Raw genomic sequence first — 22,400 nt, 5'->3', positions numbered from 1 at the left:
TTTGAGAAAAGACTTTTTTCTAAAATGAGGAGATTACCTATATGATCATAGATTCATTATTGTTACAAATAACGCTCATTGGTCTGCTGGGAGTAGGATCTCAGTGGATCGCCTGGAGATACAGGCTTCCTGCCATCGTAGTGATGTCCCTGGCCGGACTCATGGCAGGTCCCGTACTCGGTCTGATGAACCCTTCCGAAAGTTACGGTGATCTGTACTCTCCGGTAATCAGTCTCGCCGTTGCCATTATCCTGTTCGAAGGCAGTCTGAACCTTGATTTTAAAGAGGTGAGAGGGCTCGGGAGACCGGTGTTCCGGATCGTCACCCTGGGCGCCTTTATCGCCTGGATTCTCGGGTCTCTCGCCGCTCACTACATTGCCGGTCTGAGTGTCGCAGTGTCTTTCGTTATCGGCGGACTTCTGATTGTGACGGGACCAACCGTTATTCTGCCGCTGCTCCGTCAGGCCAAACTTAAACCGAGGCCTGCCAAAATATTGAAGTGGGAAGGGATTATCGTAGATCCTATCGGAGCTCTCCTTGCTGTATTCACTTTCGAAATCATCGTCTTTCTCATGGGAGATCCGCTCGCACCTTCTGCTCTGGTCACTTTCTTTCTTGCGGCAGTCTTTGCGGTAGGAATAGGATACGGCCTCGGCAGGGGAGTCGGATATATGTTCGAAAACGGCTACGTGCCGGAATTTCTGAAATCGGCTTTCGTATTCGGAGCTGTAATCGTCTGTTTTACGGCAGCCGATGAAATTATGCACGAGACGGGTCTTTTATCAGTGACGGCTATGGGGATGACGCTTGCGAATATGAGAATTTCCTCGATAAATGACATGAGGCACTTTAAGGAGAATATGTCCCTGCTCCTGATTTCGGCGATTTTCGTTATGCTGACGGCCTCGTTGACGAGAGAAACACTCGTGGAAATATTTCAGCCCGAAATCATCGCTTTCGTACTGATTATGCTTTTTGTCGTACGGCCCCTTTCTATATTCATTTCGACTATCGGCACGGATCTCAACAACTCGGAGAAATTACTCGTAGGATGGATTGCTCCTCGCGGGATAGTAGCTCTTACTGTAGCGAGTTATTTCGCCGGCGCGCTTTCCGATGCCGGATTCGAGGATGCGGAGATACTCGTTTCCCTGACGTTTGCCCTGGTGTTCACCACGGTCGTGGCTCACGGGTTCTCGATGAGATGGCTTTCGAAAAAGCTCGATCTTTCGCAGGAAGGTCCGCCGGGAGTGCTGATCGTCGGCGGGAATCCCTTCACGACCAAGCTTGCCTCTACTCTTAAGAGTCTCGACGTACCGGTAGTAGTAGTCGATTCTTCCTGGAGAAAACTTACGAGAGCTAGATCTGAAGGAGTGAAAACGTTCCACGGGGAAATGCTCAGTGAGCAGACCGACTATTCCATTGATATGACTCCGTACGACTATCTCGTAACTGCGACGGAAATGGATTCTTATAACGCTCTCATATGTACTACGTTCGTGCCGGAATTTGGGAGAAACAACACGTTTCAGCTGAACCTGAGTGACCAGCGGGGAGATAATATCGAGGGACTCAACCACACCATCAGCGGGCGGATTCTGTTCAGAAAAGATGTAACGTGGGAGCCTTTGAATGATATGGTGGAGAACGGGTATGTTTTAAGAAAAACGACCATAACGGAGAAATATACGTACAGCGATTATTTGAATAATCTCGATGATCAGGCAGTTCAGTTATTCGTGAAGAAGAAAGCGACAGGAATGCTTTATTTCTTTACGGAATACGGAGAGCTGGCTCCGGAGACTGGGGATATCGTAGTTTCCCTTACCCCTCCGAGTAAAGAATTCGAGAAAATTCAGGAAAAACTGGAGACGAAACGAAAAAATAAGCAGCAGGGCTGAACCCGGCTGCTTATTTTTGACGTAATTCTTTCTTCAGCTCGGAAAGTTCACTTTCAATCTTTTCGAGCTGCGCTTCGGCACGTTCCACATTTCCCCCGTTCGCTTCCAATTTGTCCATATCTCCCTGGACACGGATATAGTCGGATTTCAGTTCGGCAATACGGGCTTCAATCTCCTGTTTAGACATATGTATGTACTCCTTCTTTTAATGTTATGGTATAATTCATTATATAAAATGCACAGAAAAGATGCAAAACCATGACTTTCCTCCCAAGTGTTTACGTGTAAGATTAATTGACTGAATTTTTAGAAAAATGTAAAATCCTTCTGCTTTTCTTATTATGTTTATGATATTCTTTATATAACACAGGAAAAGCCGCTCTAAAGAGAGGAGAGGGGGGTATTTGCAAAATAAGCAGGTTTGTAGGGACTTTCAGCCTTATGTAAAATAAGTGATGTCCAAATTACCTGCGTATAACCGAGGGGGTATAGCATAACTTGAAACTGTTTCGAGCTTTAGATCGAGGAATTTTAAAACTGGAAGAATTCATCCTGAGCTATGCCATCATTCTGATTGCACTGATGGTGATCAGCAAGCCGATTACCCGGACGCTGCTCGGCTATACGCTTCCATTTGCGGATGAGGTCAGCCAGATATCAGTGACCGTCGCTACGTTCATGGGAATCAGCTACGCAGCCCGAAAAGGAAGGCATATCAGTATGTCCGCTTTTTACGATCTCTCTCCGTTTAAGGTGAGAAAAGTCTTATCTATATTCATCCCGGCTTTGACGGCTGTCATTTTATTCGTACTGGCCTATTACTCCACGCTCTATGTTCTGGATATTAAAGACTCCGGCCGTGTCACAGCAGCTCTGCAGATGCCGATGTACATCCTTTATATGTTTATCCCGATAGGATTTTTCCTGGGGGGCGTGCAGTTCCTGCGTAACATGTGGGTGAACATCAGAGACAAAGAAAATGTATACATCGGTACGGAAGCCCTGGACTATAATGACATGGAAAATGAGAAAGTGGAAGAAACCGGACACTTATAGTAACTACTTCGAACAAGAGAGGATAACAATATGCTGGCGACAATGTTAACAATTATGGTCATTCTATTATTGCTGAACTTTCCGATGCTGGTTCCTTTAATGGTTGCTCCTCTAATTGTCATTTTTATCTATTTTCCGAATTTAGACCCGGTAATCATGATGCAGCAGTTCTCGACGGGGATCGAGGCTTACGTACTGCTGGCTGTTCCCCTCTTCATATTCGCAGCCGATATTATGACCACCGGAAAAACTTCGAACAGACTGCTTGATTTCATCGGTTCCTTCATCGGACATATCCGGGGAGGCTACGCCGTTACTACAGCTGCCGCCTGTACCCTTTTCGGCGCAATTTCCGGATCGACCCAGGCTACCGTCGTAGCCATCGGTACCCCGATGCGGGAGCGACTCCTCAAAATCGGTTATAAAGATCCGACCGCTATCGCACTTATCATCAATTCGAGCGACGTAGCTCTGCTCGTTCCTCCGAGTATCGGAATGATCATGTACGGACTTGTCTCCGGAACTTCAGTAGGAGACTTGTTCATCGCAGGTATCATCCCCGGCATCATCGTTTTTCTCGCTTTTACTATTTACAGCGTCATTTACGCTATCGTCAAAGACATACCGCTTGCAAACAAAGCAACGTGGAAAGAACGACTGCACATGACTAAAAAAGCTCTGCTGCCTATCGGATTCCCCGTAATCGTCATCGGAGGTATCTACTCCGGGCTGTTCAGCCCTACGGAAGCAGCAGGTGTTTCCGTGCTATATGCGTTCATACTGGAAGTACTTATATACAGATCTATTCATATTAAAAGACTGCCGAGTATCGCCCGCTCTACCGGTATCGTCACCTCAGCCGTGTTTGTACTCGTAGCAGGAGGTCAGGCATTTACCTGGGTCATATCGTTTGCGCGCATTCCGCAGATGATAACAGATGCCGTGCTCGGTCCAGAACCATCCGCGATATTCGTACTGCTGATGGTATCTCTGTTTTTCTTCGTCGGCTGTATGTTCGTCGATCCGATTGTGGTCATTCTTGTACTTACACCGATTTTCTACCCGGCGGCTATGGGGGCCGGAGTAGATCCGATCCACCTGGGTGTCGTTATCACTTTCCAGGCGGCGCTTGGCTCAGCCACTCCGCCGTTCGGCGTCGACATCTTCACTGCCAGCGCCGTTTTCAATAAACCTTATCTGGAAGTGATTAAAGGAACGCCGCCGTATATAGCGATTATGGTAGCAGTAGCATTTTTACTGATTTACTTCGAAGAGTTGTCACTTATGCTTTTATAAGCATATGAAAGTATACCAAAAAAACTGGGGAGGTTTTCACCATTATTAACAAAAAGAGTTTATTGACTGGGGTCATGGCTTTATCGTTGTCGGGATTTCTTGCTGCATGTGGCGGCGGTGGTGACGGAGAAAGTTCAGGAGACGGAGGAGAATCTTCAGGAGGCGGTTCAGAAACCTGGAGAATGGTGACGGAAGAAGTGGATGGCCAGGTACAGTACGAGTATGCGGAAGAATTCGGGAAACGTATCAATGAGAAAACCGATGGTCAAATCACGATAGAACCTTATGAATTCGGAGGTCTGGGTAATGAATCAGACCAGGTGGAACAGCTTGAAACAGGAGCTGTCGAGATGGCTGTCATGTCCCCGGGTTTCACAGGGAACATGGTAAAAGAAGGGCAGTTGTTCGCTCTGCATTTCCTGTTTCCTGACAGTGTGAAGAAAACCCAGGAAGTCCTGAACAAGAGTGAAGCTCTGAATAAAGACCTTCGTTCCAAATATGAAGAGCATGGTATCACTCCGCTCGCGTTCTGGACTGAAGGGGCGATGCAGTGGACTTTCAATAAAAAGGTCGAAAAACCTGCAGATTTTGAAGGGTTGAAAATGCGTACCCAGACATCTCCACTGATTCTGGAATCCTACAAAGCCTACGGCGCCGACCCGCAGTCGATGAGCTGGGGAGAGCTCTACACGGCGCTTGACCGCGGTACCGTTGAAGGTCAGGAGAACCCTATCTTTTTCATCGGAGATGCTTCGTTCCACGAAGTTCAGGATTACATGACTCTCTCTAATCACAACAACTATGTAGCGATGACTACCGTGAACTCCGACTGGTACGACGGTCTTGATGAAGAAATGCAGAAGACAATAGACGAGACTGTGCAGGAAATGCAGGAGTGGGTATATGAGGAACAGGAAGCCCAGAACGAGGAATGGCTGAAGACCATTAAAGAAGACGAAGAGAACGCTACGGAAGTTATAGAACTGACGGAAGAACAGCGTGAGGCGTTCCGCAAAGAAGCGATGGGCGTCCGTGACTTCTACAGAGAGGAAGTTTCCACGGTCGACGGGGAAATTCTCGATAAGCTGGAGAAAGAAATAAGTGAAATTTCCGGCGAAGAAACGGGTGACAGTTCCGGTTCTGAAGAATAATTCCTGTAACCAATTATATACAGAATAGAAGAAGCTGCCGGGCCTCGGCAGCTTCTTTTTCATATATTGCAGTTCAGTCACTAAACAGTGGGAGACTTCCATTCTTCGTATAAGTGCGCAACGGTAGCTTTTATGAGTGCGTACGTCGGTATGGCAAACAATAAACCGAGAAAACCTGCGAGACTTCCGGCAGCGAGTATGACAGTGATGATCGTAAGCGGATGGATATGCAGTGCTTTCCCCATTATATTCGGTGAAATGAGATTCCCTTCGACCTGCTGGGCGATTATCGTAATGATAGCTACCCAGATGACCATGATCGGATCCTGGAAGAGAGCGACGATCAGAGCCGGGATGACTGCGAGAAAAGGTCCGATGAAAGGGATGACGTTCATTATCATGGCGAACAGGGACAGCGTGAGTGAGTACTGCAGACCTATGGCCAGGTAGCCGATCAGAAGAAGTAAGCCCACAGCTACACTGACCGTAAGCTGACCGAGGATGAATGTGTAAAGTGTACGGTCGACGGAACGGGCCCATCGCACAAAGCTGTCTGCGAAAGAAGGGCTCTTCTCTCTCATGTAACCGCTCAGAAACGGGAGCAGACGATGTCCGTCTTTCAGCATGAAAAAGAGGAAAAACGGCACAAGAATAAGTGAAAAAAGAAAGCTGACGACGTTCGTAAGTATGTTGAAGAAAGCCGCAGAGGCTTCCTGTATGTAGGACTCAAGGTTATCCGTGAAGTTCTGGATAGTATCCGTTACCCTCTCAGGAAGAATGTCCTGATTCTGCTGCCAGTAGCCGACTCCCTGTTCGACCGTCTGGACCATTTCCGGAATGTTGTTCATTAATTTCGTGTACTGCTGCTGGGCGATTGGTGCAATGAACTGAACGACCAGATAGCCGGCAGCGATAAAAAGAATGAAGACGAACAGGATAGCGGGGACTCTTGGCACTTTCACGCGTGTCAGCCATTCCACGAGCGGTCTTGAAATATAATAGAGAACGCCTCCGCCGATAAGCGGAAGGGCGATAGCGCTAATGTAGGTGAGAATCGGCTGGAAGAAAAACTGGATTTTATTCAGTAATAATATTAATAAGCAGATTGCTATCAGGGCGATAATTGTCTGGAACCATTTTTTTTGGAGCATTTCATATTCCGCCTTTCCTGAAATGATTTTAAGTGACGTGCCGGGAGAAATGCAGGGTTACAGCATCACATGAATACATTTTACTGGAAAGATGTAAGGAAAGAAATGTTTTGTTGGAGACTTTAATTGAAAGATGCTTTCAGAAGGGAGGTTTTTTACGCTCCAGCGTTGACTTCAAAGGGATAAATGGTATGATAAAAAAAGAAGGGGAGTAGCTGTTCGATAAAATCGTCAATACGAGAGAAATCTCCGGTTTTATCGGCAACGACCGTTGTTTGCGAGACCTTTGTCCGGGAAGGGCAGAGGTCTCTTTTTTATGCTCTGCTCTTTACCGGGAATCGATTAATAAGGAGAGCGGAATGTTATGGAAGCACAATTACTGATTGAATATGGCTGGGTACTGATTGTACTCGTAGGACTCGAGGGGATACTGGCGGCCGACAACGCGCTCGTGCTGGCAATCATGGTGAAACATCTGCCGCCCGAGAAAAGAAAGAAAGCTTTATTTTACGGCCTGGTCGGCGCGTTCATTCTTCGTTTTGCATCGCTGTTCGTCATTTCTTTTCTTGTGGACGTCTGGCAGGTCCAGGCTCTCGGCGCAGCCTATCTGTTATTTATTGCAGGAAAGAACCTTTATGATAAATGGAAAGCGAAAGGAAACGGAGAAGAGGAGGACGAAGAACCCGCGTACGATGAAACATCGAAAGGGAAAGGCTTCTGGATTACGGTAGTGAAAGTGGAGTTCGCCGATCTCGCCTTTGCGGTCGACTCCATCCTCGCCGCTGTCGCACTTGCCGTAACCCTTCCCGAAACGGAGCTCCCGACGGTCGGGAGTCTCGACGGAGGACAGTTCGCCGTTATCCTTGCAGGCGGGATGATCGGTATTATCATCATGAGATTCGCGGCCAACGTATTCGTCAGAATTCTGCATGACCGTCCCGGCCTTGAAATCGCAGCTTTTGTTATTGTAGGGTGGGTCGGTGTAAAATTGGTCATATCCACTCTTGCCCATCCGAACATTCAGATTCTTAACGAAAGCTTTGCGCACTCGGCACTTTGGAAAATCACGTTTTATACCGTGCTCGTAGGTATTGCGGCAGCCGGCTGGTTTTTGTCCGGGAGAAAGAAAAGCGGGAATAGTCAGTAAGGAGAGGAAATAGAATGGGTAAAGCGCTCGAAGGTAAAGACGAACAGTTTTACTACATTAAAAACAGGGTGTCCATGCTGAACGACGTAGTCCAGTCCATGGACAGTCCTGTAGACGAAGAGGATCTCGAACAGGTGGAACTTATGATCCAAAGCCTCAATGGGAAAGTGCTCAGGTTTCAAAAAGACCGGAAGGAGGAACAATAATGACAAAGCATCATTTTCATATGAAATCGACGTGGCCCGGAGGACGGGGGTCGGTCGGAACAATCGAAGCCGATAAGCTGAAGACGGAAATTTCCATTCCGGAAGAAATGGACGGACCGGGTCAGGGGACAAATCCTGACGAGATGCTGCTTGGAGCGGCATCTACGTGCTATATAATAACGTTAGCAGCTATGATGGAACGGGCTGAGCTTCCGGTTAAAGAAATGGATATGGACTCGGAAGGTGTTGTAAGCGTTACGAACGGTGTTATAACTTATGAAGAGATCATTCACCGTCCGAGAGTCGCCCTTGAAAAGGGGGCCTCCGAGTCTGAACTTGAAAAGCTGCGTAAGCTGGCCCACAAAGCGGAATCCTCCTGTATGATTTCAAGAGCGATTGCGGGGAACGTGAAACTTACGCTGGAGCCTGACCTTACGGTATCGAAATAACCGGGGGTCATAGTTTTACGATGTTTCCGGAATATCCGGGTGTTTCTTTGTCACAGGGGAAGAGGATAAGTACCGTAGTAAGTAATAATTGCTGTCAATGGTTACGAGGAGATAATAAGGAATCCGGAGGAGTGAATGATGAAAAACATATGTGTAGTGGGACTCGGTCACATCGGGCTCCCGATTTCGGGAGTGCTTGCCGAGGCCGGTATGAACGTACACGGAGTTGATATAGACGAAAAAGTGATCGATAATCTTCAGGGAGGCAGCATCCTTATTGAGGAGCCGGGCCTGGGGGATCTGGTCAGCGGCGTGGTCAGTTCCGGCCGTTTAACTGCAGGTGGAGAGCCCCAAGAGGCGGATGTATTCATCGTGGCTGTCCCGACTCCTGTTTATGATGATGAATCGGCGAATATCACTTACGTTGAACAGGCAGTGAAGAGCATCCTTCCGTATTTGAATAAAGGGAACGCAGTCATTGTCGAATCCACCGTCCCGCCGCGCACGATACAGGATAAAGTGGCTCCTGTGCTTGAAGAAGCCGGCTGGGACGTGGCTGCCAATGAAATATACCTGGCCCACTGTCCCGAGCGGGTGATTCCGGGGAGTGTCATGAAAGAGATAAAAGAAAACACGCTTATTATCGGCGGCTATACAAAAGAGGCGGCGGCAAAGGTAGCGGAAGTATATAAACTCTTTCTTGAAGGGGAAATTATAGAGACGACGGCGATTACTGCTGAGATGTCCAAGCTTATGGAAAATACGTACCGGGATGTAAATATAGCGCTGGCCAATGAGCTGGCCAAAATTTCGGCGGAGCTCGATGTCAACGCTCACGAAGTGATCCGCCTTGCCAACGTGCACCCGAGAGTGGAACTGCATGAACCTGGTCCCGGCGTCGGAGGGCACTGTATTCCGGTCGATCCTTATTTCGTTATAGAAAAAGCGAAAGATGTTTCGCCTCTGATGCAGACAGCGAGAGAAATCAATAACTCGATGCCTGAATTCGTCCTCTCCCAGATCGAAAAACTCACAAAGAACATATCCAACCCGAAAATAGCTGTTTTCGGACTCAGCTACAAAGGCGACGTGGACGATGTACGCGGAAGCCCGGCGATTGATGTCGTCTTTAAACTGGTGAACAATAAGAAGAACTATAAAGTCTTCTGTCACGACCCTTACGTCACGGAAGACCAGGTTCCGCTGCGGATCCACCCTCTCGAGGAGTCTCTGGAAAAAGCAGACGTGGCCCTCGTGCTGGTCGATCACAGTGAATACAAAAAGATGGATACCTCTATCTTTGAAGACCGCATGAAGACCCCGGTCGTTCTCGATATGCGGAATTGCCTTCCGGAAGCGAAAGGCGATACGAGAATCTATCCGATCGGGGACCTGAGCGGACTGGAGGTTCTCGGAGAATGATGAAGGAAACTTTTTTGGGCGTCGACGTGGCGCCTGTCACCTATAAACGGGTGATCAGTGAAATATCAAGGAATATCGTTTCGGGGGAGCAGTCGACCATCGTCGCTGTCAATCCGGAGAAAGTAATGGAAGCCTGTAAGGACGAAAACGTGCGTGAGCTTATCAATTCCTCCACTTTACAGATTCCTGATGGAATAGGAATCGTATGGGCCTCCAAATGGAGAGGCGGGAAGATAAGTGAACGGGTGACCGGTATAGACATGATGAGTTACCTCCTGCACTTTGCCGAACAGAAAAACTTGCGCGTGTTTCTATACGGGGCGGAAGAAGATGTTGTATCAAAAGCGAGGGACAACATTGAAAAACACCATCCCGACATTACCGTGGCAGGATATGAAAACGGTTTTGACGGGGACGAAGACCAGGTAGTGCAGCAAATTCAGGATTGTCAGGCTGACGTTCTGTTTGTAGCACTCGGAAGTCCGAAGCAGGAGCTCTGGATTCGTCGCAACAAAGAAAAGCTCGGGGTGAAAGTATTTCAGGGCGTCGGAGGAAGTTTCGATGTGTGGGCCGGCAAAGAGAAGAAGGCTCCGAAACTGTACCGGGATTTGAATGTGGAATGGCTGTACCGGCTGGTTTCCGATCCGAAACGGATCAAACGCCAGCTCGCTTTGCCGAAATTCGCTTTTTGTGTCCTTACTAAAAGCCTCTAAAACAGGAAAAAGAAATCAGAAGGCCTCTACGAAACCGCTCAGGATTCGTGGAGGCCTTTCTTACTCGCGGAAATATTAGTCACCATTCTCTTTTATATACCCGTGCTTCAAAAGGACGGATAATGGATTCATCAGAGAGATAACGGTAATTATGCAGAAGGAGATCTTCTCCTCTTACACCTGCTTCCGGCGGAAGGGAGGAACAGGTGTCGGAGAGGTTTGCGATAATCACTGCCTGGTGATCACCGAGCGTTCTCGTATAAGCGTAAAGAGCGGGATCGGTTTCCTCCAGCAGATCATATCTTCCGTATGTGAATAAATCATACGACTTTTTCAGCCGGATCAGCTGTCGATAGTAGTTCAGAATCGATGTTGCGTCCTCCTGCTGATCTTCCACGTTCACCTGCTTATAATCCGGGTTGATTTTTATCCAGGGGCGGCCTGAAGTGAATCCGGCATTGCGGCTGTTCTCCCACTGCATCGGCGTCCGGCTGTTGTCCCGGGAAGTTTCCCTGAGGTTTTGAAGTATCTCCTCTTCTTTCCATCCCTGTGCCTTTTTGGCAGTATAGAAGTTCTTCGCCGCCACATCGTCATAGTCGTCGATGGAAGTGAATCCGGCGTTTGTCATACCGATTTCCTGTCCCTGATAAATGAAGGGAGTACCCTGCATCAGGAAATACATGGTGGCAAGCGACGTGGCACTTTCTTTCCAAAACTCCCCGTCGTCTCCCCACGTGGACACAGCACGTGCTTTGTCGTGATTTTCGATGAACAGAGCGTTCCAGCCGTCTCCTTCGAGTCCTTTCTGCCATTTCGTAAGGACGTGTTTCAACGCCGGCACATCAAGCCCCGTACCGCCTTCCTGGTCCCAGAGATCAAGATGTTCAAACTGGAAAATCATGTCCATTTTCCCCTCATCCCCGACCCAGAGATGTGCTTCATCCGCGCTCACTCCGTTGGCTTCCCCGACAGAAACCGCGTCGTACTTTCCGTATGTTTCTTCTTTGAATTCCTGAAGGAACTCGTGGATGCCCTCCTGATTCATGTGCATATCAAAGCTCGATACATACTGTTTGTGCTCGGGGTTCGGCATATCGGGAAGACCGGGACGCTTCTTGATATGACTGATTGCGTCAATGCGGAAACCGTCGATTCCTTTCTCCAGCCACCAGTTGACAGTGTCGTAAAGTTCGCGGCGCACTTCGCCGTTTTCCCAGTTCAAATCGGGCTGGCGTTCCGAGAAGATATGGAGGAAGTACTGTTCCGTCGCTTCATCATACTTCCAGGCCGACCCGTCGAATATACTTTCCCAGTTGTTCGGTGGTCCGCCGTCGCGTCCGTCTCTCCATATATACCAGTCGCGTTTGGGGCTCTGTTTCGAAGATTTCGATTCAAGGAACCACGGATGTTCATCGCTCGTGTGATTCAGAACGAGGTCGATGATCAGGCGCATGTCGCGGTTATGTACTTCTTCGAGAAGCTGATCGAAGTCCTCCATCGTACCGAAGTACTGAAGAATATCCTTATAATCCGAAATATCATAGCCGTTATCGTCAAGCGGCGATTTGTACATCGGACAGATCCAGATAAAATCAATGCCCAGGTCCTTCAAATAGTCGAGACGGCTGATCATTCCCTGCAGATCTCCGATACCGTCCCCGTCGGAGTCCTGGAAACTCCGCGGATACACCTGGTAGCCGACGGCCTCTTTCCACCATTTACGTTCCATACTCACTCACTCCTCTTCTCATTTCAAAAACTGCGATTTTATCCGGATGGATCATCACCTGCTTGCCTCACATCAAAATTGTGCAATCGTTTTCGCAAACTAAGCATAGCATATCGGAAAGGGTGTGATTTTGCAACCGTTTCCTTTTTGTGAAAAGGCTGTGAAGCAAAAGGATTGCAGATTTTCCTCTCATCCTATATAGTAAGAAGTAATTCAATACAGTATCTTTCGGGGTCAGGTGAAATTCCTAGCCGGCGGTAATGGAGTAACGTCCTCAGCCCGCGACGGGGAAGAGCGTATTCCCCCTGATTTGGTGAAATTCCAAAGCCGACAGTTAAAGTCTGGATGGGAGAAAGATTATTCTAATCCTGGTACACGTGTACCTTTTTTTAAGTATCTTTATGCCCTGAAGGACAATTGTTCTTCAGGGCATTTTTTATGAAAAAAGACCATTCAGACAGAGCGCTTACTGCGTCCGAACCGACAATAAGCCTGTCTCCCGTAAAGAGAAGAAGTTCGGAGGAAAGCACATGAACAGAGACCGTTACTATATGGAACTTGCTGTGGAGATGGCACAGAAAACGATGGGCCAGACGGACCCAAATCCGGCCGTCGCCGCAGTAGTAGTTAAAAATAACCAGATCGTCGGCACCGGGGTTCACGTCAAAGTAGGGGAGCCTCATGCCGAAGTCCACGCGCTGAATATGGCCGGGACCCACGCCGAAGATGCAGAAATATACGTCACTCTTGAACCGTGCAGCCATTACGGCAGAACGCCGCCCTGCGCCGATGCGATTGTAGCTGCAGGGGTTAAGCGGGCTGTGATCGCCTCGTTCGATCCGAATCCTGAGGTGGCCGGAAAAGGCATGAAAAAAATGAAGGACGGCGGTGTGGAAGTCGTCACGGACGTCTGCCGCGAAGAAGCGGATGCCATTAATCGGCCTTTTTTCCACTATATTTCGAAGGGGAAACCGTACGTGCGGCTGAAGTCGGCGATGAGCCTGGACGGTAAAATTGCGACGTCCACCGGAGAAAGCCAGTGGATTACCGGGGAGAGTGCACGGAAAGACGGACACTGGTATCGGCACCGCTCGGGAGCTATTCTCGTAGGGATAAATACGGTGCTTACGGATGATCCTATGCTGACGGCAAGACTTGAGGAAGGCGGAAGCCACCCGGTGCGTATCGTTCTCGACAACCATCTGCGGATGCCGAGGAACGCGAAACTTATGCAGGACGACACTTCACCGGTGTGGATCGTGGCCGGTAAAACGGTGACTAATAAGCAGTTGAAAGAATTCTCGGCCCCGTCACACGTGGAAATTCTGCGTCAGTCCGAAGAAACTGTGGACATTGATGTTTTTCTGAAGGAGCTTGCGGAGAGAAAGATCTCCTCTTTGCTCGTAGAAGGCGGAGGAACAGTGGCTGACAGTTTTGTCCGCTCCAGAAACGTCGACGAAGTCATTACCTATATCGCCCCGAAACTGATAGGCGGAAAAAAAGCGCTGACACCCGTTTCAGGGGCAGGTATTGAGCATTTGCATGACGCAATGAGTTTCTCCGTAGTTCATCAGGACCGTTTAGGGGAAGACATTAAAATCGTTTCAAGGAAAGAAGGCGAATGAGATGTTTACAGGAATCGTAGAAGAAATCGGAACCATCAGTTCGATTGAGCAGAAAGAGGAAGCGATGGATGTGAGGATCAAAGCTTCCGTCATTTTACAGGACGTGGAAGAAGGAGACAGCATTTCCATTAACGGCGTCTGTTTAACAGTCACGGCATTCACGGAAACGACGGCGTCTTTTGACGTAATGCCGGAGACATTCCGGGCCACGAACTTCAAAGACCTCACCGAAGGAAGCAACGTGAATCTTGAACGTGCTCTTGCAGCGGGAGGACGATTCGGCGGCCACATCGTTTCCGGACATATTGACGGCACCGGAAAGATAACCGGGAAAACGCCGGAAGCAAATGCGGTATATTATGAAATTGAACTTCCGGAAGACCTGATACAGTATTTTATTCATAAAGGATCGATTGCTGTAGACGGTACAAGCCTGACCGTGTTCGGAGTGAAGGGGAATACGATTCTCGTCTCCCTCATCCCGCACACTATGGAACACACCGTTCTCGGGAACAAAGAACCGGGAGATGAGGTTAACGTGGAGTGTGATATGATCGGTAAATATATTGCTCATTTCATGAAGAACAAAAATAGCGGAGAAGAAGTCAGCTCCGATTTTCTTAAAGAAAACGGCTACGTTTAGAGGACAGGGGGATATTATGTTTGATACTATCGAATACGCAATCGAACGCCTGAAACAGGGGAAGATGGTAATAGTATGTGATGATGAGGACAGAGAGAATGAGGGGGATCTCGTTGGGGTGGCGGAATACGCAACTTCCGAAATGATCAATTTTATGATCACCCACGGGCGCGGCCTCGTATGTGCTCCTGTTTCCGGAGAAATAGCGGAGAGTCTCGAGCTGATGCCGATGGTCGGGGAAAACACCGATCCGAACAAAACGGCCTTCACCGTAAGTATCGACCACCGCGATACGACGACCGGTATTTCCGCAGAGGAACGGGCCCTCACGATTCGGGAGATGTTGAGACCACAGGCAACGGCCTCTGATTTCAACCGGCCGGGACATATTTTTCCGCTCGTCGGTAAAAAAGGGGGAGTTCTCCGTCGTGCCGGTCACACGGAAGCGTCCATTGACCTGGCAGAACTGGCAGGTGCGAAGTCCGCCGGTGTCATTTGTGAAATCATCAAGGATGACGGGACGATGGCGAGAGTGCCGGATCTCAAGAAGATGTCCGAGGAATTCGACATACCTATGATTACGATCGCAGATCTGATCCAGTATCGGTACAACCATGAAGAACACGTCAAACGGGAAGTGGAAATCAAGCTCCCGACTGAATACGGAGATTTCAGGGCGATCGGCTTTACGAACGATATCGACTACAAGGATCATATTGCTCTTGTGAAGGGAGAAATCAACCCGGAGGAACCGGTGCTCGTACGGGTCCACTCGGAGTGCCTGACCGGGGACGTGTTCGGCTCCTGGCGCTGTGACTGTGGGCCGCAGCTTCACAACGCTCTGAGACAGATCGAAGAAAATGGCAGCGGGGTGCTCGTCTACATGCGTCAGGAAGGACGCGGAATCGGGCTCATGAACAAACTGTATGCCTATAAACTCCAGGAAGAAGGCTACGACACGGTGGAAGCCAATGAGAAACTCGGATTTGCTCCGGATTTGCGCGACTACGGGGTGGGAGCACAAATTCTGAAGGACCTCGGGATTACGAAGCTCAACCTTTTGACGAACAATCCGAAAAAAATCTCCGGGCTCGGCGGCTACGGTCTCGAAGTTACCGACCGCATACCGATTGAAATGCCTTCCCGGGAAGAGAACGCGCGCTACATGGAAACGAAACGTTCGAAAATGGGACACTTATTTCATTTATAAAGGGGAGTATCAAGCATGGTGAACAGACTTGAAGGTAATCTGGTAGGAACAGATCTTAAAATAGGTATCGTGACGGGACGATTCAACGAATTTATCACAGAACGGCTTTACGAAGGCGCTGTCGGAGCTTTGAAACAGCACGGTGTGGATGAAGCGAATATTGATGCAGCGTGGGTGCCGGGAGCTTTTGAAGTCCCGCTTGCGGCAGATCGCATGGCATCATCCGGGAAGTATGACGCTGTCATCACTCTCGGGGCAGTCATCCGGGGGTCGACCCCTCACTTCGACTACGTGTGCGGGGAAGCGGCGAAAGGGGTATCCCAGGCTTCCGTGAAGAACAGTCTGCCGGTCATTTTCGGTGTCATCACGACCGACACGATCGAACAGGCGATCGAACGTGCAGGAACGAAAGCCGGAAACAAAGGATCAGAGGCTGCTGTAGCTGCTGTCGAGATGGCCAATCTGATGAAACAGCTGTAATATGAGTACTTCTGTCGTATGGATTCGCAACGACCTGCGTCTGAACGATAATATTGCTCTGGCGGAAGCGGTGAAAAACCTCGGGGAAGAGGATGAGCTACTGCTTCTCTTCCATATCCATCCCGAGCTTATCCGGGAATTTGATCTGCAGGAGGACTATTTTTTTCAGACCGTCCGAAAGTTCCATGAATCATCGGGACCCCTCCATTTCATCTTCGGGGAGGAAGAGGAGGCATTCCGATCCTTTTTCGATACGGTGACGGATGCTGAGGACATTTATTTCAACAAAGCAGAAACCGGATTCGGCAAAGAACGGGACGAACGGGTGCTGCCTGTCTTCGAAGAGCGGGGGGTACGTACGCATACCTATATCGACCACCCTCTCCACGGAGCGGAGGAAGTGACGAAGAAAGACGGCGGGCTCTATCAGGTGTTCTCCCCTTATTTCAAGCAGTGGCAGAAGCTTACCAAACCCCCGGTGGTGAAATTGGATACGGATAAAATGAAGCAGCATCTGACAGATCGCTCCGGGGATTTTACAGACGGAGAGGAAAAGTACCGGGAACTTACGAAAGCCCCGCTCCGGAAGTGGGAGGAGGTCGGTGAGGAAGCAGCTGAGCAGCGCCTCACCCGGTTTCTGGATGAACCGATCTATTATTACGACGAAGACCGGGACATCCCCTCGAAAGACGGAACCAGCCTGATGAGCCGCTACTTGCGCACGGGAGCAATTTCCCCGCGCACGGTATATCACAGAGTTCTGCAGGAAACGGACGGCCGGAAGCGTCAGGACGGAGTGGAGAGCTTTGTCCGGGAACTGGCTTTCCGCGACTTTTACCACATGGTGTATTACAACCATCCGGAGGCGGATGATAAGGAACTTACAGAAAAATTCCGCGGAATCCCATGGAACGAGGACGAGGAAATCTTTGAACGGTGGAAAGAAGCGCGGACCGGGTTCCCGTTTATTGATGCTGCCATGGCACAGATGAACGAAAGCGGCTGGATGCATAACCGCGCGAGAATGGCGGTCGCCTCTTTTCTGACGAAAGATCTTCTTATCGATTGGAGAAAAGGGGAGAGGTACTTCAACCGGAAATTGGCCGATTATGAAGCGGCTTCGAACATCGGCGGCTGGCAATGGGCAGCCTCGACAGGAACGGATGCGGTCCCTTATTTCCGTGTCTTCAACCCCGTCCGTCAGTCCGAACGGTTCGATAAGCATGGGGACTATATAAAAGAATGGCTTCCGGAGCTTCGGAATGTGCCGGAGAAGTACATCCACGAACCTCATAAAATGTCGGAAGATGAGCAGAAGGAAGCAGGATGTACCATCGGGGAAGATTACCCGGAGCCGATGGTGGATCACAAGCGGATGCGTGAGAGAGCGATAGAAATCTATAAGCAGAAGAAGGACTGACGGAGGTCAGTCTTTTTTTGTGAGTAACTTTCCAGAGGCTCCCTGACCTGTGGGAGGACAGGGGACTGCTTTTTTCGTTACCTTCAGGCGCACTTGAAGCTTCCGAAGGTAACGTTTTCGCCTGAATCGTGACGTTCAAAGAAGAATATCCTCCGCGAAGGGAAGGAAAACGGTAGAATCGTTACCTTCAGCACCTGAACATTCCCGTGAAGGGAACGATAGCCGTACCCGAGCCAAATCAATTTCTTCTTCCGATAAATTGGTATAGACAACTATATACGTGAGTGGTAGAATTTATATAAAGCGTTTTCAAATAAAGAGAGGAGTTTTAATCGTGTTAGCATTTTTTCAACGAATCGGGAAATCACTGATGTTTCCCATTGCCACACTTCCGGCTGCGGCCCTGCTTCTGCGTCTCGGCATGGATGATATGCTTGATATCGACTTTATCGAAGCTGCAGGAGGCAGTATTCTTGATAACCTTCCGCTCATATTCGGGATAGGTATCGCGATGGGATTTGCGAAAGATGGAGGTGGAGGTGCAGCTCTGTCCGGGGCTATCGGGGTTCTCGTCTTACAGGCGGGAGTCGAAGCCATTAACGAAAACATATCCATGGGCGTATTCGCCGGTATCATTGCCGGCATTTCGGCCGGTATGTTGTACAACCGCTTCTACGATATTAAACTTCCGGAATATTTATCTTTCTTCGGAGGAAAGCGATTCGTACCGATTGTGACGTCTGCTGCCATGGTAGTCATGTCTTTCATCATGGGGTATTTATGGGTTTATCCGCAGTATGCTCTTGATGCGACAGCCCAGTGGATTCTTTCTTCCGGGGAAGCAGGCGTCGGTCTTTACGGATTCCTGAACCGCCTGCTGATACCGGTCGGGCTTCACCACGTCATGAATACACTGATCTGGTTCGATTTCGGAAGCTTTACGACGGCTGCAGGGGAGACAGTGAACGGGGAGATCAACCGTTTCCTTAAAGGGGACCCTGAGGCCGGGTACTTCCTTGCAGGTTTCTTCCCGATTATGATGTTCGGTCTGCCCGGTGCATGTCTTGCCATGTATGCGGCTGCCAAAAAAGAGAAGAAGGCAATTGTCGGCGGGATGCTCGGAAGTATCGCTCTTACTTCCTTCCTTACGGGTGTTACGGAACCAATCGAGTTTTCTTTCATGTTCCTCGCACCGCTTCTATATGTGGTCCATGCCGTGTTGACCGGAGTATCGATGATCGCGGCTTATATGCTTGATGTGCGGCACGGATTCGGATTTTCGGCCGGACTGATCGACTATTTACTGAACTTCAACATTGCACAAAATCCGCTTATGCTTCTGGTGCTCGGGCTCGTCATGGGAGCTTTGTATTTCGTCGTTTTCTACTTCCTCATTACGAAACTGGACCTGAAAACACCTGGACGTGAGGATGACGATGAAGAAGATGCCGAAGAAGCGTCAAGCGGAACATCCGACTATGACGAAAAAGCGGTCGCTTATCTTCAGGCACTCGGTGGCGAAGAGAATATCGACACGCTGGAATACTGTACGACAAGACTCAGACTTACGATGGAAGACAGAGAGAAAGTGGACGACAAGAAGCTGAAACGTGAAGGGGCACGGGGTGTCATCAACATTGGTTCGAAAAACGTCCACGTAGTTGTAGGCACAAGTGTCGAGTTCCTCGCAGAAGCTATCAAAAAACAGATGAAGGACAAATAAGAGGAGGTGCACGGGATGAGTGTCGAGTATCAAAACGTGCGTATTGTACAGACGGATCGTACCATTGAAAAGGGAAGCGTACTCTTTGAAGAAGGTGAAATCCGCAATGTGAGTGACTCCCCTCTCAACCGGGGAGATACGGTCATCGACGGGGAAGGGCTTTCCCTGTTCCCCGGGTTCATCGACGTGCATATCCACGGAGCGAACGGTCACGACGTAATGGATGCCACCCCCGAAGCCCTGCAAGGTATAGCGGAGATTCTCCCGGAAGAGGGGACTACATCGTTTCTTGCTACTACGATGACCCAGTCCCCGGAAAACATAGAGCGTGCTCTTCACAACGTGGGCTCTTTTACGGGAGAAAACGTAAAGGGGGCCGAAATGCTCGGAGTACATCTGGAAGGGCCGTTCATATCCGGGAAGAAAGCCGGTGCCCAGCCCGTCGATTATATCCGTGAGCCCTCCGTCACTAAGTTCGAAACCTACCGTAAAGCAAGTAATGACACGATCAGGCTCGTGACGCTCGCCCCCGAAGAAAAGGGTGGGGAGGAGCTGATTCGTCATCTGAAAGCAAGAGGCATCATCGCTTCGATGGGTCATACAGATGCAACGTTCGATGAAGCGGAAGCCGCTGTTGAAGCGGGAGTAAGTCACGTGACGCATTTATACAACCAGATGAGCGGGCTGCATCACAGAGATCCGGGCGTGACCGGAGCGGCCTTCACGGACCCGCGTCTTATGGTGGAACTGATTGTTGATCATATCCATTCACGTAAGGAAGCTGTCGGGATTGCCTACAGACAGCTTACAGATAAGCGGACGTTGCTCATTACGGATGCAATGCGTGCCAAATGTCTGCCGGAAGGTACTTATGACCTTGGAGGTCAGGATGTAACTGTTAAAAATCAGAAGGCGATTCTTGAAGACGGGACGCTTGCCGGGAGTATACTTACTCTTTCAAAAGCGGCGTCTCTTATGAAAAAACATCTTCATCTGTCGGATCAGGAATTGCTGGCCATCACTTCCGGAAACGCAGCCGGCGAACTTGGAGTGGGACACAGGAAAGGTGGTATTGCACCCGGAAAAGATGCCGATCTCGTAGTCGTTGATGATGAATTCAACGTACATGCGACATGGTGCCGGGGAGAACTGGTATATGAAAGGAAGGAATAGGAATGGAAGTTATCGTTGTGAAAAATTATGAGGAAATGAGCCGGAAAGCAGCCTCTGTTATAGAGGAAAAAGTGAATGCTGAGCCTGACTGCGTTCTCGGACTGGCTACCGGAGGAACGCCGCTCGGTACGTACGAACAGCTCATAGAGGGACACAGGTCACGCGGAATCGACTATTCCGGGGTTACGACGTTCAACCTTGATGAGTACGTGGGTCTGCCGAGAGATCACAGTCAGAGCTATCATACGTTTATGCAGGAACAACTCTTCTCGCACATCCCTTTTTTAAATACGTACATTCCGAACGGGGAAGCAGAAGATCTGGACAAAGAGTGCAGAGAGTATGAAGCACTTCTTGATAAAGAAGGTCCTGCAAACATTCAGCTGCTCGGGATAGGGAGTAACGGTCACATAGGGTTTAACGAGCCGGGAGCTTCCTTTGAAGCCGGGACGCACGTGGAAAAGCTGGATCAGGTTACGCGGGAGGCGAACGCAAGGTTTTTCCCTTCTCTTGAATCAGTACCGACGGAAGCGGTCACGATGGGAATCGCTTCTATTCTGAAAAGTGAGGAAATCCTCCTGCTGGCTTCAGGAGCGAATAAACAGGAGGCTATCCGGCGGCTGCTGAAAGGAGAGATGGACGAAATGTTTCCCGCTTCGGCTCTCTACAATCATAAACATGTTACATTGATTGTAGACGAAGAAGCTTACGGGAAGGACGTGGACACCAGTGCTGAATAAAGAATCTCCTCTGCCGATGTACTACCAGATAGAAGAGGATCTGAAACGGAAGATCGAGTCCGGTATTTATAACTATGGAGAGGCTATCCCGTCCGAAAGAGAGCTGTCCGAAACCTATGAAGTGAGTCGCATGACCGTCCGTCAGGCGATTTCGAATATGGTCCGGAATCGTATCCTTTACAGGGAAAAGGGGCGGGGCACGTTCGTAGCCGAAGAAAAATTCGAACAGCCTCTTCAGGGGGTCACAAGCTTCAGTGAGGATATGAAACGGCGCGGACTCACGCCTCACAACGAACTGCTTATATTCGAAAAACAGGAACCGGACGAAACGACAAAAGATATCCTTCAACTGAAAGACGAGGAAGTCTATTACCTGAAACGGATCCGTTACGCGGACGAGGAACCGATGGCTATCGAAGAGACTTTCATACCGGTCCATCTGTTTCCGGAGCTCGATGCCGACAGACTGGAAGGCGTCTCCTTTTACGAATACATCGAAACGAAAACGGAGCTTTCGATTGAACGGGCCAGGCAGACAATCGAGGCGGGGACAGCTGTTTTCGAAGAAGCCGAACCTCTTTCCATCGAAGAAGGAGATGCGATTCTGCGGATAGAGCGTCTCGGTTACCTGAGTGCCGGCGTTCCATTTGAGCGGAACACATCCATTTATCGAAGCGATCGCTATAAATTCATCAGTGACATGCAAAGAGAAAAATAGTCCTTCTCTGCTTTTTAACGGTAAAGTGTTGAAATTGTGTGAGAATTTTGCGATAATTGACTCAACTTACAAATTGTCACACAATTAAATGCGGTTTTCCGTGATATAAGGAGTGATCTCTTGAAAATCATGACTCAAGTATGGATGGATGCCAGGCATCGCGTCGGGATAATGGAAAGAGAAGACGGGCATCTCGGCAGGACGTATCACCCGATTGAGGTTACGGACAGGGAAAAAGGCGAATTTTCCGTAATTGGCAACAAATGGTTTACCACCTACAACGGAGCACGGGAATTTTTCCGGCATGAAACCAATCACTATACCGTTCAGGGGCGGATGAAAAAGGTCGATGTCACACTGAAACTGGAGACTTTCGTACTCACGGAGTAGGAATCGGCTCACACCTCTATGCGCGGGCATAGGGGTGTTTTGTGAGGACAATGATAA

At 49.2% G+C, this 22,400-nt stretch carries 21 protein-coding genes, 1 pseudogene and 1 riboswitch; of the genes and pseudogenes, 19 read left to right on the top strand and 3 right to left on the bottom strand.

Annotated features, from left to right (window positions below):
- The first annotated feature begins 41 nt into the window (after nucleotides 1-41).
- Nucleotides 42-1,901, top strand: coding sequence for a cation:proton antiporter (locus BLU03_RS06850; RefSeq protein ID WP_093106619.1), 1,860 nt, complete (start codon nucleotides 42-44; stop codon nucleotides 1,899-1,901).
- A gap of 10 nt (nucleotides 1,902-1,911) precedes the next feature.
- On the opposite strand, the gene BLU03_RS13660 is transcribed toward BLU03_RS06850, so the two are convergent.
- Nucleotides 1,912-2,088 carry an SE1832 family protein gene (locus tag BLU03_RS13660; RefSeq protein WP_176765432.1) on the bottom strand — a complete coding sequence of 59 codons (177 nt, stop codon included), beginning with the start codon at nucleotides 2,086-2,088 and terminating at the stop codon, nucleotides 1,912-1,914.
- A 311-nt stretch (nucleotides 2,089-2,399) separates the two neighbouring features.
- Here BLU03_RS13660 and BLU03_RS06845 point away from each other — a divergent pair, with 311 nt between their 5' ends.
- The 3 genes from BLU03_RS06845 to BLU03_RS06835 all read left to right on the top strand — a co-directional run bounded on the left by BLU03_RS06845 (nucleotide 2,400) and on the right by BLU03_RS06835 (nucleotide 5,404).
- Complete coding sequence (locus tag BLU03_RS06845) at nucleotides 2,400-2,957, top strand: TRAP transporter small permease (protein WP_093106616.1); 558 nt, start codon at nucleotides 2,400-2,402, stop codon at nucleotides 2,955-2,957.
- A gap of 30 nt (nucleotides 2,958-2,987) precedes the next feature.
- On the top strand, nucleotides 2,988-4,253 hold the full coding sequence (locus tag BLU03_RS06840; protein WP_076571591.1) for a TRAP transporter large permease: 1,266 nt from the start codon (nucleotides 2,988-2,990) through the stop codon (nucleotides 4,251-4,253).
- 74 nt (nucleotides 4,254-4,327) lie between these two features.
- Entirely contained in the window at nucleotides 4,328-5,404 is a 1,077-nt protein-coding gene (locus BLU03_RS06835; protein ID WP_076571593.1) for a DctP family TRAP transporter solute-binding subunit, read from the top strand.
- Between the two features lie 80 nt (nucleotides 5,405-5,484).
- Here the strand turns inward: BLU03_RS06835 and BLU03_RS06830 are convergent, their stop codons facing one another.
- Nucleotides 5,485-6,555 (bottom strand): AI-2E family transporter, encoded by a 1,071-nt coding sequence (locus BLU03_RS06830; RefSeq protein WP_093106613.1) that lies wholly within the window; start codon nucleotides 6,553-6,555, stop codon nucleotides 5,485-5,487.
- 364 nt (nucleotides 6,556-6,919) lie between these two features.
- On the opposite strand from BLU03_RS06830, the gene BLU03_RS06825 reads away from it, so the two are divergent.
- The 5 genes from BLU03_RS06825 to BLU03_RS06805 all read left to right on the top strand — a co-directional run bounded on the left by BLU03_RS06825 (nucleotide 6,920) and on the right by BLU03_RS06805 (nucleotide 10,492).
- On the top strand, nucleotides 6,920-7,702 hold the full coding sequence (locus tag BLU03_RS06825) for a TerC family protein (protein WP_093106611.1): 783 nt from the start codon (nucleotides 6,920-6,922) through the stop codon (nucleotides 7,700-7,702).
- Between the two features lie 14 nt (nucleotides 7,703-7,716).
- Nucleotides 7,717-7,908 carry an SE1561 family protein gene (locus tag BLU03_RS06820; RefSeq protein WP_076571598.1) on the top strand — a complete coding sequence of 64 codons (192 nt, stop codon included), beginning with the start codon at nucleotides 7,717-7,719 and terminating at the stop codon, nucleotides 7,906-7,908.
- Nucleotides 7,908-8,357 (top strand): OsmC family protein, encoded by a 450-nt coding sequence (locus BLU03_RS06815; RefSeq protein WP_076571600.1) that lies wholly within the window; start codon nucleotides 7,908-7,910, stop codon nucleotides 8,355-8,357. Before BLU03_RS06820 ends, BLU03_RS06815 begins: the two co-directional genes overlap by 1 nt.
- A gap of 138 nt (nucleotides 8,358-8,495) precedes the next feature.
- A complete protein-coding gene (locus BLU03_RS06810; RefSeq protein ID WP_093106608.1) occupies nucleotides 8,496-9,779 on the top strand; it encodes a nucleotide sugar dehydrogenase in 1,284 nt (427 codons plus the stop codon).
- On the top strand, nucleotides 9,776-10,492 hold the full coding sequence (locus tag BLU03_RS06805; protein WP_076571604.1) for a WecB/TagA/CpsF family glycosyltransferase: 717 nt from the start codon (nucleotides 9,776-9,778) through the stop codon (nucleotides 10,490-10,492). The genes BLU03_RS06810 and BLU03_RS06805 overlap by 4 nt, the downstream gene beginning before the upstream one ends.
- Before the next feature lie 79 nt (nucleotides 10,493-10,571).
- On the opposite strand, the gene BLU03_RS06800 is transcribed toward BLU03_RS06805, so the two are convergent.
- Nucleotides 10,572-12,221 carry an alpha-glucosidase gene (locus tag BLU03_RS06800; protein WP_093106605.1) on the bottom strand — a complete coding sequence of 550 codons (1,650 nt, stop codon included), beginning with the start codon at nucleotides 12,219-12,221 and terminating at the stop codon, nucleotides 10,572-10,574.
- Nucleotides 12,222-12,441: 220 nt separating this feature from the next.
- Nucleotides 12,442-12,582: riboswitch (FMN riboswitch) on the top strand.
- 169 nt (nucleotides 12,583-12,751) lie between these two features.
- Here BLU03_RS06800 and ribD point away from each other — a divergent pair.
- From ribD to BLU03_RS06750, 10 genes and pseudogenes are all read left to right on the top strand, one after another.
- Nucleotides 12,752-13,846 (top strand): bifunctional diaminohydroxyphosphoribosylaminopyrimidine deaminase/5-amino-6-(5-phosphoribosylamino)uracil reductase RibD, encoded by a 1,095-nt coding sequence (ribD, locus tag BLU03_RS06795; protein ID WP_093106602.1) that lies wholly within the window; start codon nucleotides 12,752-12,754, stop codon nucleotides 13,844-13,846.
- A gap of 1 nt (nucleotide 13,847) precedes the next feature.
- Nucleotides 13,848-14,489 (top strand): riboflavin synthase, encoded by a 642-nt coding sequence (gene ribE, locus BLU03_RS06790; RefSeq protein WP_093106599.1) that lies wholly within the window; start codon nucleotides 13,848-13,850, stop codon nucleotides 14,487-14,489.
- Between the two features lie 16 nt (nucleotides 14,490-14,505).
- On the top strand, nucleotides 14,506-15,699 hold the full coding sequence (locus BLU03_RS06785; protein ID WP_076571612.1) for a bifunctional 3,4-dihydroxy-2-butanone-4-phosphate synthase/GTP cyclohydrolase II: 1,194 nt from the start codon (nucleotides 14,506-14,508) through the stop codon (nucleotides 15,697-15,699).
- A gap of 15 nt (nucleotides 15,700-15,714) precedes the next feature.
- Nucleotides 15,715-16,179, top strand: a complete 465-nt coding sequence (gene ribH / locus BLU03_RS06780) for a 6,7-dimethyl-8-ribityllumazine synthase (protein WP_040609268.1) — start codon at nucleotides 15,715-15,717, stop codon at nucleotides 16,177-16,179.
- A 1-nt stretch (nucleotide 16,180) separates the two neighbouring features.
- Nucleotides 16,181-17,599, top strand: a complete 1,419-nt coding sequence (locus tag BLU03_RS06775; RefSeq protein ID WP_093106597.1) for a cryptochrome/photolyase family protein — start codon at nucleotides 16,181-16,183, stop codon at nucleotides 17,597-17,599.
- Nucleotides 17,600-17,933: 334 nt separating this feature from the next.
- Nucleotides 17,934-19,313: pseudogene (gene nagE, locus BLU03_RS06770) on the top strand (N-acetylglucosamine-specific PTS transporter subunit IIBC); the annotation flags it as partial.
- A 24-nt stretch (nucleotides 19,314-19,337) separates the two neighbouring features.
- Nucleotides 19,338-20,495 carry an N-acetylglucosamine-6-phosphate deacetylase gene (gene nagA / locus BLU03_RS06765; RefSeq protein ID WP_093106595.1) on the top strand — a complete coding sequence of 386 codons (1,158 nt, stop codon included), beginning with the start codon at nucleotides 19,338-19,340 and terminating at the stop codon, nucleotides 20,493-20,495.
- 2 nt (nucleotides 20,496-20,497) lie between these two features.
- A complete protein-coding gene (gene nagB, locus BLU03_RS06760; protein WP_093106593.1) occupies nucleotides 20,498-21,235 on the top strand; it encodes a glucosamine-6-phosphate deaminase in 738 nt (245 codons plus the stop codon).
- The gene (locus BLU03_RS06755) at nucleotides 21,225-21,953 is read left to right on the top strand and encodes a GntR family transcriptional regulator (protein WP_093106590.1); all 729 of its coding nucleotides are present in this window, start codon (nucleotides 21,225-21,227) and stop codon (nucleotides 21,951-21,953) included. The genes nagB and BLU03_RS06755 overlap by 11 nt, the downstream gene beginning before the upstream one ends.
- A gap of 129 nt (nucleotides 21,954-22,082) precedes the next feature.
- Nucleotides 22,083-22,343 (top strand): hypothetical protein, encoded by a 261-nt coding sequence (locus BLU03_RS06750; RefSeq protein WP_237757040.1) that lies wholly within the window; start codon nucleotides 22,083-22,085, stop codon nucleotides 22,341-22,343.
- The last annotated feature ends 57 nt before the right edge of the window (nucleotides 22,344-22,400 follow it).

The sequence above is a fragment of the Salimicrobium album genome, from assembly GCF_900107115.1.
Lineage (GTDB): Bacteria > Bacillota > Bacilli > Bacillales > Halobacillaceae > Salimicrobium > Salimicrobium album.
The sequence above is the reverse complement of the archived record's forward strand: the minus strand, read 5'-3'. Positions and strand labels throughout refer to the sequence as shown.

Bases quoted from the DNA above. Each gene is read 5' to 3' on its own strand.
- BLU03_RS06775 (WP_093106597.1), top strand. From the start codon at position 16,181: ATGAGTACTTCTGTCGTATGGATTCGCAACGACCTGCGTCTGAACGAT.
- BLU03_RS06850 (WP_093106619.1), top strand. From the start codon at position 42: ATGATCATAGATTCATTATTGTTACAAATAACGCTCATTGGTCTGCTG.
- ribD (WP_093106602.1), top strand. From the start codon at position 12,752: ATGAACAGAGACCGTTACTATATGGAACTTGCTGTGGAGATGGCACAG.
- BLU03_RS13660 (WP_176765432.1), bottom strand. From the start codon at position 2,088: ATGTCTAAACAGGAGATTGAAGCCCGTATTGCCGAACTGAAATCCGAC.
- ribE (WP_093106599.1), top strand. From the start codon at position 13,848: ATGTTTACAGGAATCGTAGAAGAAATCGGAACCATCAGTTCGATTGAG.
- BLU03_RS06840 (WP_076571591.1), top strand. From the start codon at position 2,988: ATGCTGGCGACAATGTTAACAATTATGGTCATTCTATTATTGCTGAAC.
- BLU03_RS06815 (WP_076571600.1), top strand. From the start codon at position 7,908: ATGACAAAGCATCATTTTCATATGAAATCGACGTGGCCCGGAGGACGG.
- BLU03_RS06820 (WP_076571598.1), top strand. From the start codon at position 7,717: ATGGGTAAAGCGCTCGAAGGTAAAGACGAACAGTTTTACTACATTAAA.
- nagB (WP_093106593.1), top strand. From the start codon at position 20,498: ATGGAAGTTATCGTTGTGAAAAATTATGAGGAAATGAGCCGGAAAGCA.
- BLU03_RS06800 (WP_093106605.1), bottom strand. From the start codon at position 12,221: ATGGAACGTAAATGGTGGAAAGAGGCCGTCGGCTACCAGGTGTATCCG.
- ribH (WP_040609268.1), top strand. From the start codon at position 15,715: ATGGTGAACAGACTTGAAGGTAATCTGGTAGGAACAGATCTTAAAATA.
- BLU03_RS06825 (WP_093106611.1), top strand. From the start codon at position 6,920: ATGGAAGCACAATTACTGATTGAATATGGCTGGGTACTGATTGTACTC.
- BLU03_RS06805 (WP_076571604.1), top strand. From the start codon at position 9,776: ATGATGAAGGAAACTTTTTTGGGCGTCGACGTGGCGCCTGTCACCTAT.
- BLU03_RS06785 (WP_076571612.1), top strand. From the start codon at position 14,506: ATGTTTGATACTATCGAATACGCAATCGAACGCCTGAAACAGGGGAAG.
- BLU03_RS06750 (WP_237757040.1), top strand. From the start codon at position 22,083: ATGACTCAAGTATGGATGGATGCCAGGCATCGCGTCGGGATAATGGAA.
- BLU03_RS06835 (WP_076571593.1), top strand. From the start codon at position 4,328: ATGGCTTTATCGTTGTCGGGATTTCTTGCTGCATGTGGCGGCGGTGGT.
- BLU03_RS06810 (WP_093106608.1), top strand. From the start codon at position 8,496: ATGAAAAACATATGTGTAGTGGGACTCGGTCACATCGGGCTCCCGATT.
- BLU03_RS06830 (WP_093106613.1), bottom strand. From the start codon at position 6,555: ATGCTCCAAAAAAAATGGTTCCAGACAATTATCGCCCTGATAGCAATC.
- nagA (WP_093106595.1), top strand. From the start codon at position 19,338: ATGAGTGTCGAGTATCAAAACGTGCGTATTGTACAGACGGATCGTACC.